This window comes from Methyloceanibacter stevinii, from assembly GCF_001723355.1.
Taxonomy (GTDB): domain Bacteria; phylum Pseudomonadota; class Alphaproteobacteria; order Rhizobiales; family Methyloligellaceae; genus Methyloceanibacter; species Methyloceanibacter stevinii.
In genome coordinates this window covers 445,273-459,485 of sequence record NZ_LPWE01000013.1, presented here as the reverse complement: position 1 = coordinate 459,485, position 14,213 = coordinate 445,273, and the positions used below count along the sequence as shown (strand labels likewise).

The 14,213-nt window shown below is 62.8% G+C and carries 10 protein-coding genes and 1 pseudogene; 6 read left to right on the top strand and 5 right to left on the bottom strand.

The features are described from left to right. Positions 1–239 precede the first annotated feature (239 nt). The gene (locus AUC70_RS14285; RefSeq protein ID WP_069445440.1) at positions 240–1,589 is read right to left on the bottom strand and encodes an OprO/OprP family phosphate-selective porin; all 1,350 of its coding nucleotides are present in this window, start codon (positions 1,587–1,589) and stop codon (positions 240–242) included. Between the two features lie 602 nt (positions 1,590–2,191). Here AUC70_RS14285 and AUC70_RS14280 point away from each other — a divergent pair. The 3 genes from AUC70_RS14280 (at position 2,192) to hspQ (ending at position 4,838) form a co-directional block, all read left to right on the top strand. Next, positions 2,192–3,433 (top strand): FAD-dependent monooxygenase, encoded by a 1,242-nt coding sequence (locus tag AUC70_RS14280; protein ID WP_083241605.1) that lies wholly within the window; start codon positions 2,192–2,194, stop codon positions 3,431–3,433. A 98-nt stretch (positions 3,434–3,531) separates the two neighbouring features. Then, entirely contained in the window at positions 3,532–4,449 is a 918-nt protein-coding gene (locus AUC70_RS14275) for a lysophospholipid acyltransferase family protein (protein ID WP_069445439.1), read from the top strand. Between the two features lie 56 nt (positions 4,450–4,505). Then, positions 4,506–4,838, top strand: a complete 333-nt coding sequence (hspQ, locus tag AUC70_RS14270) for a heat shock protein HspQ (RefSeq protein WP_069445528.1) — start codon at positions 4,506–4,508, stop codon at positions 4,836–4,838. A gap of 151 nt (positions 4,839–4,989) precedes the next feature. Here hspQ and AUC70_RS14265 read toward each other — a convergent pair whose 3' ends face one another. Then, positions 4,990–5,691, bottom strand: a complete 702-nt coding sequence (locus tag AUC70_RS14265) for an invasion associated locus B family protein (protein WP_069445438.1) — start codon at positions 5,689–5,691, stop codon at positions 4,990–4,992. Between the two features lie 400 nt (positions 5,692–6,091). Here AUC70_RS14265 and AUC70_RS14260 point away from each other — a divergent pair, with 400 nt between their 5' ends. The 3 genes from AUC70_RS14260 to AUC70_RS14250 all read left to right on the top strand — a co-directional run bounded on the left by AUC70_RS14260 (position 6,092) and on the right by AUC70_RS14250 (position 9,493). After that, positions 6,092–7,825 (top strand): extracellular solute-binding protein, encoded by a 1,734-nt coding sequence (locus AUC70_RS14260; protein WP_083241626.1) that lies wholly within the window; start codon positions 6,092–6,094, stop codon positions 7,823–7,825. A 58-nt stretch (positions 7,826–7,883) separates the two neighbouring features. Beyond that, entirely contained in the window at positions 7,884–8,462 is a 579-nt protein-coding gene (locus AUC70_RS14255; RefSeq protein ID WP_069445436.1) for an AMP-binding protein, read from the top strand. 77 nt (positions 8,463–8,539) lie between these two features. Next, a complete protein-coding gene (locus AUC70_RS14250) occupies positions 8,540–9,493 on the top strand; it encodes a class I adenylate-forming enzyme family protein (RefSeq protein WP_069445435.1) in 954 nt (317 codons plus the stop codon). Here AUC70_RS14250 and AUC70_RS14245 read toward each other — a convergent pair. The 3 genes and pseudogenes from AUC70_RS14245 to AUC70_RS14235 form a co-directional block, all read right to left on the bottom strand. Then, positions 9,490–10,377 carry a hypothetical protein gene (locus AUC70_RS14245; protein WP_069445434.1) on the bottom strand — a complete coding sequence of 296 codons (888 nt, stop codon included), beginning with the start codon at positions 10,375–10,377 and terminating at the stop codon, positions 9,490–9,492. The two genes, AUC70_RS14250 and AUC70_RS14245, sit on opposite strands and share 4 nt — an antisense overlap. Positions 10,378–10,387: 10 nt before the next feature. Continuing rightward, positions 10,388–13,900, bottom strand: a pseudogene (gene mfd, locus AUC70_RS14240) (transcription-repair coupling factor). 28 nt (positions 13,901–13,928) lie between these two features. Further along, positions 13,929–14,186 carry an FAD assembly factor SdhE gene (locus tag AUC70_RS14235; RefSeq protein WP_280138263.1) on the bottom strand — a complete coding sequence of 86 codons (258 nt, stop codon included), beginning with the start codon at positions 14,184–14,186 and terminating at the stop codon, positions 13,929–13,931. Between the last annotated feature and the right edge of the window lie 27 nt (positions 14,187–14,213).

Below are 14,213 nucleotides of genomic sequence, written 5' to 3'. Positions count from 1 at the left end.
GCGTCGAGTCCGTTGCACCCCGGTCTCCTGAATAACTCAGATTACCGTAGTCGGTCTATCGCCCGTTTCGGGCGCCGGGCCTTGGGACTGCCTTGAACACGGCCGAACGAAAAAGGCCCGCCGGTCAAACCGGCGGGCCTGGCTCTATCAGCCTTTCCCCGAGTAAAAGGCCGCCGCCCGGGACAGGGGCGGCGGCAGTTTGGCGAAAGGGGATATCTTCGCGTTCAGGTGGTCTCGACCTACCAGTCGATCTGACCGCGCAGTCCGAAGCCGCTGATATCGGCACCGTCGTTCTCGTCGAACTCGCCACCGATGTCGGTGCCGATGACGTTGAACATCAGCCGCGTATAAGCGGTCGGGTACCAGTTCAGAGCGATGGTCCAGCCTTCTTCGTCACCGCACTTGTCGCAGTCATGACCGGCAGCGAGGAGAGCCGAAGCATCGGCACCCACGTCAACCTGCTGCCAGCGGCCTGCGATTTCCCAGGCGCCCCAGCCACCGTTCTTGATGTCGAACGGGTTGTTGGGCTTGACGCGGCCGAACTCGCCCTTGTCGGCTTCGTAGTTCCGCATATCGTCGGTCAGGAACATGCTGCCGAAGACGTACCAACCGTTGTAGTCGGGGTTGATGCTGCGGGGCGACATGCTCTTGTAGTACTGCGGCACGTCGGTCGACAGCTCGGCATATTCACCCTGTACCGAGAAGCGACGATACACGGCGGCACCTTCAAGACCCCAGTACTGGTCGGATTCGCCGAGCGGCTCAGTCTCGACGAACTTGTCCGCGAGATGGAGACCCGGACGGGCTTCGTAGTTGTAGAGAGCCGAAACGCCTTCCTCGGTGCCGTTGTTGCGGCTCCGGTAGCTGGCGCCCAAGTGGACGATCGCATCGTCGGTATTGACGGGCGCAACCGTACCGCGGACAGCCCAGATCGACGGGCCGTCGTCCCAAACACCGTCGTCGCCGATGTTCGGACCGTTGTAGCTCGTCTGGAACGACCAACCGAAGTCGTCGTCGCTACCGGCATGGAGGCCAACACCGAGAGCGCGAGGCTCAGCCTCGAAGGCCTCGATGAAGAAGGCCCGCTCCATGAAGGTGATGTAGCGCGAGCTGGTCATACCTTCGAGCGAGTTGGCGATCTTGAACTGACCGAACAGGATCTGGAGGTTGTTCCAGTCGCTGAAGCCAGCGTAGGCGATGTAGGCATCCTTGATGTCGACCTCGTTACCGGCGAAGTCGATTTCGAACTTGTACTTCCAGTCGTACCAGATCTTGCCTTCAACGCCGAGACGCGCGCGGCGCGCTTCCCAATCGTTGATGTCCGGATCACCGGTGATTGGCTCATCCTGGTCGATGGAGTTGTAATCGACCTGCAAACGGCCGCGAACCTTGAAGCTGAACTTGCCGTCCGCGCTGGAAATCTGCGGTGCGCCCTTCCACTTCACGACGGGCTGAGACTTCTTGTATTCCTCGAACTCCGCCCGGGTGATGTACTGCGCTTTGGCAACCGGCGCTGCCGAAGCAAGAATTGCAAACGCGCTGGCGCTCGCAAACAACGTAAGACCGACTTTCTTAAGTCCCCCGATCATGACCCCTCTCCACTCTGATAGAGTTAAATTTTCGATCTGGCCTCGTCACTAGGCTGAGGTGTCTTCGTCCCTCTTGAACCCAGCAATTCAGCAAGCCCGCGTCCTGCGAACCTCGGTTAACGTTCTATTTCCCGAGCCATGACGGGTGTGTGACACTCCGGCGACATCCAGGATTTCACTCAGGGCTGTTGCACATTGGCCACGGGGGTCTCTCGGGCCACAGAATAGCAGCTTCCGACCCTCTGAACGGGAGCGCCTTAACACGCTGTTTTAGATTGTGTTTTTATGTTCCGGGCGATGTGCCGCGGCGGCCGGTCGCAGGCCTCGTCAAGTCCACGATGTCAGTGATCTTTCTGCCCTGTTGCGGTGCAATAGCCCTTCGGCGCCGGGGAAATGGGCCCGCCGATGCCAGATCGGGAAAATCTTGTCCGTGGACAAGGACTTAGGTGGCTCTTCAGGATGTGGAATCGCAACTTCGCGATTCCGGCGCCGTGACCTCCCTCCGGGAGGGCGCCAGAGGTGCTCTGGCATCGGCGACACTGTGATGTTGATCCGTGCGTTCCGGCCCCCGCTGCGTTATCAGGAAACAGGAAGGATTGACGATGAGTGCGCAGACGCCGGATACGCCGATGTTCGATGTAGTCGTGGTCGGAGCCGGCCCCGCAGGCATCGCGACCGCCCTAGCGCTCCACCACGTGGGCGCGACAGTGGCCCTTGCCGGCCCGCCGCCCCCGGCGACTGCCCCGGCCAGACCCGAGACCCGCACGGCGGCCTTGCTGACGAGTTCGGTCGACTTCCTGAGACGTCTCGGCGTGTGGGAGCGATTGGCGCCGGATGCCGCGCCGCTCACGGCCATCCGGATCGTCGATGCCTCCCGGAGCTTGCTTCGTTCGCCCGATATCGCCTTCGAAGCCCGGGAACTGGGCCTCGACAGCTTCGGCTTCAACATTGCGAACGCCGCCTTGAACACGGTCCTCTACGAGCGCGCGCGCGCTGTCCTGCCCCGTCTCGCGCCCGAGCCCGTCGAAACGATAGACCTCGGCCCCGATGGGGCCACGCTGACGTTCCAGTCCGGAGAGCAGCTCTCGTGCCGTCTCATCGCGGGGGCCGACGGACGCCGTTCGATCTGCCGTGAGGCGGCGCAGATCGAGACGCGGGACGTGCGCTATGAGCAGGCGGCCATCGCCTCCGGCTTTCGCCACAGCCTGCCCCATCGGGGGGTCGCGACCGAGCTCCATAGGGAGGGCGGCTCGGTGACGAGCGTGCCGACACCCGATCAACACACGTCGAGCCTCGTTTGGGTGACCAGCAGGAAGGAAGCCGAAGAGTTGATGGCTCTCGATGAGGCAAGCTTCGCAGGCCGCCTGCAAGAACGCTTCGACGAGACACTCGGCGTCATCTCGGACGTCGGGCCGCGCGCCAGCTTTCCCGTCGCGGGGCTCACCGCCAAGCAAATGGCGGCGAACCGTACCGCGCTCGTGGGAGAAGCTGCTCATATCATGGCGCCGATCGGCGCTCAGGGGCTCAATCTCGGCCTCGGGATGCGGCGGCCCTGGCAGATTGTGTCGCCGATGCCTTGCGCCATGACCGCGATCCTGGCGGGGCCCGGTCCTCACCCAATACGCCAAGGCCGCCAGCTCGATGTGTTGTCGCGTACTGTCGGGGTCGATCTCTTGGGGCGCTCCCTGCTGACCAAACTCCTGCCCGTGCAACTGGCGCGCAGCGCGGTTCTGACCGGGCTCAACGCCTTCGCCCCCCTGAAGCGGATGGTGATGCAGGCCGGACTGGCACCGCCCGCCGATCTGCCCCGTCTCATGCGCCCCGTCGACAGTCTGCCTGCTTGACGTCGGTTCGCAGAGTCTTCAAGACGTTGCGCTTCTCGACGCCGCCCCGAAACCATCCCGGCGCTTCTCGCATCAATCGAAAGACTGAAGGCTGACACTTGGCCAACTCACTCGACACCTCCTTCACAACCGACCTCAAATATCGGCTTGAGTACGCGGGCCTCCGTTTCTTGATCGGCCTCGTCCGCCTCGTGCCGCTCGATACCGCCTGCGATATCTCCGCCTTATTCTGGCGGGTCCTGGGCAAGCGCAACCGCCGCCACAAGCGTGCCTTGGCCAATCTGGAGCGCGCCTTTCCCGAGAAGTCGCCCGAAGAGCGCGAGCGCATCGCCGTTGCCGCCTGGGACAATCTCGGCCGGGTGATGGTGGAAACGATGAACATCGACCGCATCATCAAGGACCCCAGCCGGCTCCACGTCACCAACGGGCACTGGATCGGGCGCTACAAGGACAAGATGGGCCCGGCCCTGATCGTGACCATGCACATGGGCAACTGGGAAATCGGCATGTGGCCCGTGACCCTCGCCGGCGTCCGGCCGGCCGGCGTCTATCGGTCCGTGAAGAACCCGTATGTCGACCGTTATCTGCGCGAGCAGCGCCAAGCCCTTTATCCGGGCGGACTTTTCGGCCGCGGCCGGACCGCCGGCGACGACGAAACCCAGAAGACGGCCAGGCTGATCATGGACTATGTCCGCCAGGGCGGCCGGCTCGGGTTCATCTCGGATCTGTACGACCGCAACGGCATCGAAGTCCCGTTCTTCGGCCATCTCGCCAAGAGCATGCCGATTGCCGCCATGATCGCGCGCCGCGTGGGCGCCCGCATCTGGATCGGCCGTTGCATCCGGATCGGGAACCGCTCGGTTTTCGACGTCAATGTCAACGAACTCAGGATCCCCCGCACCAAGAATCAGGCCGAGGACATTCGCGCCATCACGGCCGCGATCCAGCGCTACTTCGAAGTGTGGATTCGCGAGAACCCGGAACAGTTCATGTGGTCAAATCGCCGCTGGTCCTAAGGTCTTGTGGTCCCGCGTTGACACTGTGCCGTGCCCGCGATCTTATCTGTAGGATGATGTCCACGGTTCGAAACGCACGATTCCAGATCGGTCAAGTGGTCCGCCATCGGGTCTATCCCTTCCGCGGAGTCGTGTTCGACGTGGACCCGACCTTCTCCAATACGGAAGAGTGGTATGCGTCCATTCCGCAGGATGTTCGGCCGGCAAAGGACCAGCCCTACTACCATCTGCTCGCCGAGAACGCCGACACCGAATACGTGGCCTATGTCTCGGAGCAGAACCTGCTGCCGGACGAATCCGACGAGCCATTGCGGCACCCGCAGATCCCGGAATTCTTCGAGGACCTGAGGGACGGCGTGTTCCGCTTCCGCTTCGTCCAGGAGCATTGAGCCGGTCCACGGCGGTTTTCCGTTGGCCCATCTCCTCACGTCATTAGACGCTCGAAGCGCCTAAGGTGCTCAACTGCCACAGAAAAGGCCGCGCAGGTGATCCTACGCGGCCCAACAAATTCTGTTGCGCGGGCTCGAGCGCCCGCTGATCTTATTGCTGCGGCGCTGCGCCGGGCTGCGGAGCTGCACCAGGCTGCTGGGCGCCACCGGCTTGGCCCTGGCGGGCCTTGGCGGCGAGTTCCTGCTGACGCTTCCGATACATCTCGATCGTCTGGCGGCGCTGCTGCTCGTAGGCTGCGGTGTCCGTGGGCGGGCCATCGAACGCCGAGGAAAAGCCGGTCAGCGGCACCGGGAAAGCCATGGTCTTCTTCTGCACGTTCATCGCCGCGACGACCATCTGCTGCCCTGCCCGCATCTTGGCCAGGAGATCGTCCGTGAGTTCCATGTCTGCTTGGCAGCTCGCCGGGAAGCAGACCGAGAACGGCATCGGGGTCGGCTGCTCTTTGTCGACGACAACCTGTGCGCCAGTCGGCATCACCAACGAATACACGGTCGGCATGCGGACGATGAACTGCTTCGCGGGATCGCCTTCCACGGTACGGATGGCCGCGTAGACCATCACGATGCCCATGTTGGGATCGAAGGTCTCGTGCTGGATCAGACAGATCTGTTTGTTGCCGGTTTGCTCGTTCTTCACGCACAGCTTGACCCAAGAGGGTTGCCCGGCCGCCGCCGGCGCTGCTGCACCGCCAGCCGGGGCGCGCTTCGGTGCGGCGGAGGAATTGGGTTGCTGGGCCATCGCGAGCACGCTGGCGGAAGTGATGCCGAGCACCAGAAGACTTGCGCCCAGCACATGACGCGCGCAGTGCGGCCAATACTATTCCAGCGATCCTTGGACCAGATCATTAAACGACCTTTCCTCTCTCTATATTTGGACTGGCAATGATCCGCCGGCCCTACCGGTGCCCATTCTCCCTAACTAGGGTCAATACCCGAAATGCGGCGCGGGCGTGGCTTTATAACCGCTGTCTCGGGCTTGCCGTAGTCTCAGCCTTCCGGTGATCTAGTTTGGGGAAGGATTCGGTACGACGTAAGATTTGTTAGTTAGGAATGTTACCTTTAGCTCGATAGCGTAACGCGCTGGCATCTATAGCCATCCAAGGTCATCGTTGAAAGCCCCTATTTTGCTCCTGTCCGCGGGACTCCTGCTCTGCCCTGCAGGAGCCCTGGCGGACCCCAAAGGCGGAATCGCCATGCATGGCGAGCCGCTCGAGCGTGCCGATTTCTCAAACTTTTCCTACGCCAACCCCAACGCGCCCAAGGGCGGCCGGGCCCGTTTCGGCAAACAAGGCAGTTATGACAACCTCAATCCGTTCATTGTGAAGGGTGTTTCGGGCGACGGCGTGCGCGAGTACGTCTACGAGACCCTGACCGCCCGGGCCTATGACGAGCCCTTCACGCTTTACGGCCTGATCGCCGAAACCATCGAAACGCCACCGGACCGGTCTTGGGTCGAGTTCACGCTTAACCCTGCGGCCAAGTTCTCGGACGGCACCCCGATCACCGTGGATGACGTCATCTTCTCCCATGCGCTCCTCCGCGACCACGGGCGTCCCAACCACCGCTCCTACTACAAGAAAGTCGCGAAGGTCGAAAAGACGGGCGAGCGCTCCGTCCGCTTCACTTTCGACGACTCCGGGGACCGGGAAATGCCGCTGATCATGGGGCTGATGCCCATACTCCCGAGCCATGCCCTGACGCCAGAGAGCTTCGAGCAGACCACGCTCGAGCCGCCGCTCGGCAGCGGCCCCTACGTCGTGGAGGCCGTCGATCCGGGCAAGAGCCTCACCTTCAAGCGCGATCCCGACTATTGGGGGCGCGACCTGCCGGTCAATCGCGGCCGCTACAATTTCGATGAGATCCGCGTCGATTATTTCCGGGACGCCAGTTCGATGTTCGAGGCATTCAAGTCCGGGCTCGTCGACCTTCGGGACGAACTCTCGCCCAACCTTTGGGCGCAAGGGTATGACTTCCCCGCCTTGCGGCAGGGCAAGGTCGTAACCGAAGCCCTGCCGATCGAGACGCCGGCAGGCATGTCGGCCCTCGTCTTCAACACGCGCCGCCCGATCTTCTCCGATCCGCGCGTGCGGCAGGCGTTGATCCGTATGTTCGACTACACCTGGATCGACCGGACGCTCTATCACGACCTCTTCGCCTACTCGCAAAGCTATTTCGCCCGTTCGGAGCTGTCGTCGCACGGGCGCCCGGCGGACGAGACCGAGCGCGCGCTCCTGGCTCCCTTCCCCGATGCCGTGAAGCCGGAGATCATGGACGGGACGTTTTCGTTCACGGCGAGCGAAGGGGCCGGCCAGAACCGAGAAGGCCGCATTGCCGCGCTGAAGCTGTTGAGCGAGGCGGGCTACGTGTTGCGGAACGGTACGCTCGTGAACGCCGAGACGGGCGAGCCGTTCACCTTCGAGATCCTGGCGCGCACCCGCTCACAAGAACGCCTGCTCCTCACCTATGCGGATGCGCTCAAAAGAATCGGTATCGATGTTCGCATCCGCCAGGTCGACTCGGCGCAGTATGAGCGCCGCAAGCAGACCTTCGAATTCGATATGATCCCGAACTATTGGGGGGCCTCGCTGTCGCCCGGCAACGAACAGTCGTTCCGTTGGGGCAGCAAGGCGGCCAAGACGGAAGGCTCGTTCAATTTGGCCGGGGTCGAGAACGAGGCGGTGGATGCAATGATCGCCGCTATGCTCGAAGCCAAGACACGCGAGGACTTCGTGTCGGCGGTAAGGGCCTTGGACCGGGTTCTCTTGTCCGGTGACTATGTGGTGCCATTGTTCTATCTACCGGATCAATGGGTCGCCCGCTGGACTAAGCTGCAACGGCCGGACGAAACGCCACTCTATGGCTATCAAATCGATACGTGGTGGTACGACCAAGACCGGGATCCACGCCGCGAAACCCGGAAGCCGTAAAGCCCGATGAATGACCGTGAGTCGATAACGATCTTGAGCCGCCACCAACTCTGAGACGATGACGACCCTAGCAGCGCCACAGCCCGACCGACCGCAAGACAGTGCCCGCATCACGCCGGCCGGCCTGTTGCGCCGCCACGCGGAGCAAACACCCGAGGCTCTGGCACTGCTCGATCCGCCGAACCGCCGCATTCTGGCGCCGTCCGCTCCCCGGCGTCTGTCCTTCGGCGAGGCCGACATCGCCGTCGAGGCGCTGGCCGCGTATTTCGCGCATGTGGGACTTGAGCCTGGCGACTGCGTCGCCGTTCAGCTGCCGAACCTCGTCGAATCTCCGCTCACCTTGCTGGCGGCCTGGCGCGCCGGCCTCACCGTCGCCGCCGTTCCGATGCTGTGGCGCGCGACCGAACTTGCAAAGGTCTGTGACTTGCTCGAGCCCGCAGCGCTCATCGGCATGTCGAGTTGCGCCGGAGAACGCCCCGCCAACCTCCTACGCGATGTCGCCGCCACGCGCCTGTCGATCCGCTTTGTCATGGGCTTCGGCCCCGACCTTCCCGACGGCGTCGCGTCCCTCGACGATGCAATCCTGGATGGCCCCGCCCCGGGCTTCGTGCCGCGCGCGAACCCTGGCCCGGCCTGATCACCTTCACGGCCCGCGCCGGCGAGCCTGTCGTCCCCCTCGTCCGGGAGCAGAAGGACCTGCTGCTGCAAGGGGCCATGACCGTGATGGCCTTGTCGCTCGACCGCCACGACGTGATCCTCAATCCCTATCCGCTCACGGGGCCCATCGGCATCACCTTGGGGCTTGCGCCATGGCTGATTGGCGGGACAGCCCTGGCGCTGCACGACCCGTTCGACCACGCCGTGTTCGTCCAGCAGATTTTGACCACAGGCGCGACCGTGACCGCCCTGCCCGGCACGGTTCTGGACCGGCTTCTCGAAGACGGCATCGTGACCGATCCGCAATGCGCACTTCGGCATGTCGGCCGGGTCTGCGCCGCACCGAACCTCGGCGATCGGCTGGCTGTGGAAGCGCCGGCGGATCGCGGCGGCTTCGAACTCTATCCATTGGGCGACCTGGCTTGCCTGATCGAGGGCGACAGCAAGAGGCTAGGAAGAGGAACACTGCCGTCGGGCGTGTTCCAGATCGCCGACCACGGAGAGGTCACCGCGTTTCTGGAGACGGCGCTCGTTGCCGGACCGGAACCTGATACGAAGGATATCGCCGTCCGTGGTCCGCTGATCCCGAAAGTGCGCGCAGCCGAGGATGCGACGCGCGATACTGGCGCCCGCGATGCTCGAAACTTCATTGCAACAGGCTTGCGTGGCGAAATGCGAAACGGCCGCCTTGCCGTCATTCGCGATCCCGACCTCGTCTACCATGGGGGGTTCACGATTGCGGCCTCGGAACTGGACGGGCTCTATCAAGCGTTCCCGCGGTTTCTCGATGCGGCCTGTTTCGTTCTGCCCGACCCTGTCATGGGAGATCGGATCTTCGCCGCGGTCGTCCCCGATCCGTCCATGCCGGTCTCCCTGGCAGCGCTTCGGGACTTTCTGAACGAACGGAGCGTCGCGTCCTACAAACTGCCCGACAAGCTGCTGATCGTTCGCACGATCCCGCGCGACGCCGGGGGCCGCATTCTGCGCGACCAAATCCTGAAGCAGATCTAGGCTGGCCCGAAGAAATCCTCCGGAGATAGGTGAACTAGATGCTCTTCGACGGTTTCCACCAGAAGCTCAAGTATCCGAGCATTTTCTTCTTTTGTTTCCACCATTCCATAGTGCCGCTCCAGGATCTCAATCACTGCCCTGATTGCAAAGAGGCAGGCAGAGATAACAGACACTAGATGCGTAGAGAATAGGACCCACTCTGTTTCGGCACGATTGGAGGGCCGCTTGCTTCCTCCCGTCCAGAAATAGATCGAACCGAAATACGTGCCGTGAAGGATTTCTGATGAATATCGATAAACCTGAGCTAGTGCTCCCGCGAAAAGCAGGGTGCCCCCTGGGAAACGCTCTTCAATCTGGTGCAAACGATCGTCTATGTTGTCGTTAGTCCAGCTGCGAATCTCACGACCTTTTTTGTTGGTGAATTCGTCCAGAGCCTCTTTGAGGCCCGGAATGGCACTTGCATCCGGGAGAGGACCTAGTCGTGCCGCTTTGAACATAAAGGGCCCGATCACCGCCGTACGGTTCAGATCCCTGAATGTCTTCTGCTCTGCGTGACGCCGTGCTTTCTGGACTGTGTCGCTTCCGCCAGCAACGATGTAGGCAATATTGATTCCAGTTTCGACTACTGTGCGGGCAATTCCGTAGCAGTCTCTTACGCCCATATTGATCGTCTGACTCAGATTTAGGATTGAGTGGGCCGACACTCCCATGCCCTGCAGCATGAGTAGTATGGTTTGAACCTCCACTTGCTGATCACCTTCGAACTCGTCGCGCTTCAAGATTGAATGAATAGCGACGTCGATCAGTCTCACCTGTCGTGACAAGAGCCCGCAGAACACCCGCCGGTAGTCATCCAATTTCAGCAGCTCTTTTTCATTGGACATTGCGATTCAGCTAAGCTGCCGCCTTGGCCGCGCCGGCGATCTTGGCAAGCTCTTTGAGGAAGTCCCGCGCGCCGATCAGGCGATCTTCCGCACTCGGCCAATTGCCGTAGAAGACCAGCTTCTGATCGGGCTGCACCTTGGTCTTGCGCGCATACTTGCTGATCATGCGCATGAGCCCTTCGGGATTGGCGAACTCGTTATTCCGGAACGCCACAACGAGCCCCTTGGGTCCCGCATCGATCTGCTCGACATTGGCCTGACGGCAGAGCCCCTTGATCTCGACCACATCCAGGAGATGGCGCACTTCGTCCGGCAACGGACCGAAACGGTCGATCAACTCCGCCGCGAAGGCCTCGATGGCCTCTTGGGTCTCGACACCCGACAGACGCCGGTAGAGGCCGAGACGAACCTGTAGGTCGGGAACATACGCGTCGGGGATGAGGACCGATGTGCCGAGATTGATGCGTGGGCTCCACTGATCCTCGATCGTGCCGCCCTCGCCCTCCCGCAACGCGGCAACGGCTTCCTCGAGCATGGACTGGTAAAGCTCGAAACCGACTTCGCGGATGTGGCCGGACTGTTCCTCGCCGAGAAGGTTGCCAGCCCCGCGCAAGTCGAGATCGTGGCTCGCAAGAATGAAGCCGGCGCCCAGCGTGTCGAGCGACTGCAGCACCTTGAGGCGCTTCTGCGCCCCCGGGGTGATGCGCGCATCGGCGGGGATCGTGAAATAGGCATAGGCGCGGATCTTGGAGCGGCCGACGCGACCGCGCAGCTGATAGAGCTGGGCGAGACCGAACCGGTCCGCGCGATATACGATCAGCGTGTTGGCCGACGGGATGTCGAGTCCGCTCTCCACGATGGTCGTGGACAGCAGCACATCGTATTGCCGGTCGTAGAAGGCGTTCATCACGTCGTCGAGTTCGGTCGAGCTCATTTGGCCGTGGGCCCGCGCGACCCGCAGCTCCGGGGCGTGCTCCTGGAGAAAGGCTCCGGCTTCGTCGAGATCGGAAATGCGCGGCACGACGAAGAAGGTCTGGCCGCCCCGGAAGCGCTCGCGCAACAAAGCCTCGCGCAGTGTCATGGGATCGAACGGCGACACGTAGGTGCGCACTGCAAGCCGGTCCACGGGCGGGGTCGCGATCAGCGACATCTCCCGCACGCCGGACATGGCGAGTTGCAGCGTGCGCGGGATCGGCGTGGCGCTCAGCGTCAACACATGTACGTCCTCGCGCAGCTCTTTCAGGCGTTCCTTGTGCTTCACGCCGAAATGCTGCTCCTCGTCGATGATGAGGAGGCCGAGATCGGCAAAGTCGATCGACTTTCCGAGCAGCGCGTGGGTGCCGATGACGATGTCGATATCGCCCTTCTTCAGCCCCTCCTTGGTCGCGCTCAGCTCTTTGCCGGAGACAAGACGGGAGGCCTGCGCGACGCGCACGGGAAATCCCCGGAACCGCTCGACGAAGGTGTTGTAGTGCTGCCGCGCCAGGAGTGTGGTGGGCACGACGACGGCCACTTGCTTGCCCGCGAGCACCGCCACGAGGCTGGCGCGAAGGGCCACTTCAGTCTTGCCGAAGCCAACGTCGCCGCAGACGAGACGGTCCATGGGGCGTCCGCTCGCCAGATCGTCCAGCACCGCGTTGATGCTGGTCATCTGGTCTTCGGTCTCCTCATACGGGAAGCGCGCGGCAAACTCTTCATAGGTGCCGTCGGGCGGCGCGAGAGACGGCGCGGTGCGCAACTCGCGCATGGCGGCCACCTTGATGAGCTTCTCGGCCATATCGCGGATACGCTGCTTCAGCTTCGCCTTGCGCGATTGCCAGGCAACGCCGCCGAGCTTATCGAGGACAACATTGGTCTCGTCTGAGCCGTAGCGCGTCAGAAGCTCGATATTCTCGACGGGAAGATAGAGCTTGTCGTTGCCCTGGTAGTGAAGCTCCAGACAATCGTGCGGCTCACCCGCCGCCTCGATGGTGCTGAGACCGACGAAGCGCCCGATGCCGTGGTCCGCGTGAACGACGAGATCGCCGACCGTGAGGCTGGATGCTTCCGTCAGCGCATCGGACGCCTTGGGCTTGCGCTGTTTCCGCACCAGCCGGTCGCCCAGAATGTCCTGCTCGCCGATGACGGCAAGGCGGGCGACTCGAACCCGGTTTCGAGCGGCAGCACGGCGACGGTAACCAGGTCATGCGGCGCGGCAACAGCTTCCGGGAATGTCTCCACGCGAACCGTGCCGTCCAGCCCGTGTTCCGCGAGCAGCGCCGCAAGCCTCTCCCGCGCACCCGTACTCCAGCAGGCAACGACGACGACCTTCTTCGCGGCGATCAGCTTCTTTGTGTGAGCCACGACCGCATCGAAGACATTGGCGCCTTCCGTTTGGCGCTCCGGCGCAAACGACCGCCCCTGCCTGCCGCCGAAGGATACGATGGCTGCGCCGTCCGCTTCCGGGCGCTCGAACGTATCGAAAGCGATCACATGCGGCGCGGCGCCCAAGAACCCCTGCCACTCGGCCTCCGTCAGGAACATGCTGTCGGCGGGGACCGGATGATAAGGCGGCGCGCCGAATGCCTTGCGCTCCAGCGCCTCCGCGCGGGCATCATGATGGTCTACCACCTGTTCCAGCCGGCTCTCGCGCGCATCGTCCGACAACGGATCGAGTGTAACGACGGCGCCCGGCAGATAATCGAACAGCGTATCGAGCCGCTCATGGAACAGCGGCAGCCAATGCTCCATGCCCTGATGCTGCTGCCCCGCCGAGATAGCCTCGTAGAGCGGATCGTCGCCCTTCACGGTCCCGAACAGTTCCACGTAGCGCTGGCGGAACCCGCTGCGCACTTCGGGCGTCAGCGCCACTTCGCTCATGGGCAGGAAATCGATCGCCTCGATGCGCGATTCCGTGCGCTGGGTTTCCGGATTGAGGCGCGGATGGATTCCAGCGTGTCTCCGAAGAAATCGAGACGGACCGGCTGCCCGCCGGGCGGAAATAGATCTAGGATGCCGCCCCGCACCGCGTACTGGCCCGCATCGGTTACGGTGCCGGTTCGCACGTAGCCCGCGGACTCGAGGCGCTCCACGAGCTTGCCCATATTCAGGACATTGCCGGCGCGAAGGTTCAGGCTGGAAGCTCGATAAAAGCGCGCGGCGGGACCCGCTGAAGAACCGCATTCACGGAGGTCAGCAACACGAGCGGGGATGCGTCTCCCTCCTCCCGGGCAGCGAGGGCCGACAGGGCCTCGATCCGGTCGGCAACGATCTCCGCATTGGGCCCGACCCTGTCGTAGGGAACGCTGTCCCAGGCGGGGAAGTTCAGGACGCGGACATCGGGCGCGAAAAAGCGAATGGCCTCTTCGAGCGTCGCCGCGCGCTGTCCGTCCCGTGCCACATGCAGGATGGGCGTACCCGCATGGCGCGCAAGCTCCCCGAGCAGCAAGGCGTCCAGCCCTTCGGGCACGCCGCTCGCGATGGCGCGCTGACCCGCCAGAAGGCGGTCCACAGGCAGGGATGGCAGAGGAACTTGAGAACTCATGACGCTACGGCTTGCTCGGCGGGCGCGGCTATTGCCGGGTTCCCGGAAAATTGTGGAACTGGCGGATCAGGACGATCAGCGTGTCCAGATCCTTGTCGCCCAGCGAGTATCCTTCATAGACGGACAACTCGATTTCCGGGTCTTGCATCTCGATCAGGCGCTCCAGGACGGCGATCTCGTCGGAATTCATGCTGTCGACGGCTTGCTCGGCGAAGCGGCCAAGCAGATAGTCCATTTCCTTCGTGCCTCTGTGAGAAGCCCGCCAGACGGCCCGGCGACGCCGCATTCCAAGATCACTCGTCATGATCCAAGC

Excerpts from the sequence above, each read along its gene's own strand:
- AUC70_RS14285 (WP_069445440.1), bottom strand. The coding sequence starts at position 1,589 with ATGATCGGGGGACTTAAGAAAGTCGGTCTTACGTTGTTTGCGAGCGCC.
- AUC70_RS14280 (WP_083241605.1), top strand. The coding sequence starts at position 2,192 with ATGAGTGCGCAGACGCCGGATACGCCGATGTTCGATGTAGTCGTGGTC.
- hspQ (WP_069445528.1), top strand. The coding sequence starts at position 4,506 with ATGTCCACGGTTCGAAACGCACGATTCCAGATCGGTCAAGTGGTCCGC.
- AUC70_RS14260 (WP_083241626.1), top strand. The coding sequence starts at position 6,092 with ATGCATGGCGAGCCGCTCGAGCGTGCCGATTTCTCAAACTTTTCCTAC.
- AUC70_RS14255 (WP_069445436.1), top strand. The coding sequence starts at position 7,884 with ATGACGACCCTAGCAGCGCCACAGCCCGACCGACCGCAAGACAGTGCC.
- AUC70_RS14250 (WP_069445435.1), top strand. The coding sequence starts at position 8,540 with ATGACCGTGATGGCCTTGTCGCTCGACCGCCACGACGTGATCCTCAAT.
- AUC70_RS14245 (WP_069445434.1), bottom strand. The coding sequence starts at position 10,377 with ATGTCCAATGAAAAAGAGCTGCTGAAATTGGATGACTACCGGCGGGTG.
- AUC70_RS14235 (WP_280138263.1), bottom strand. The coding sequence starts at position 14,186 with ATGCGGCGTCGCCGGGCCGTCTGGCGGGCTTCTCACAGAGGCACGAAG.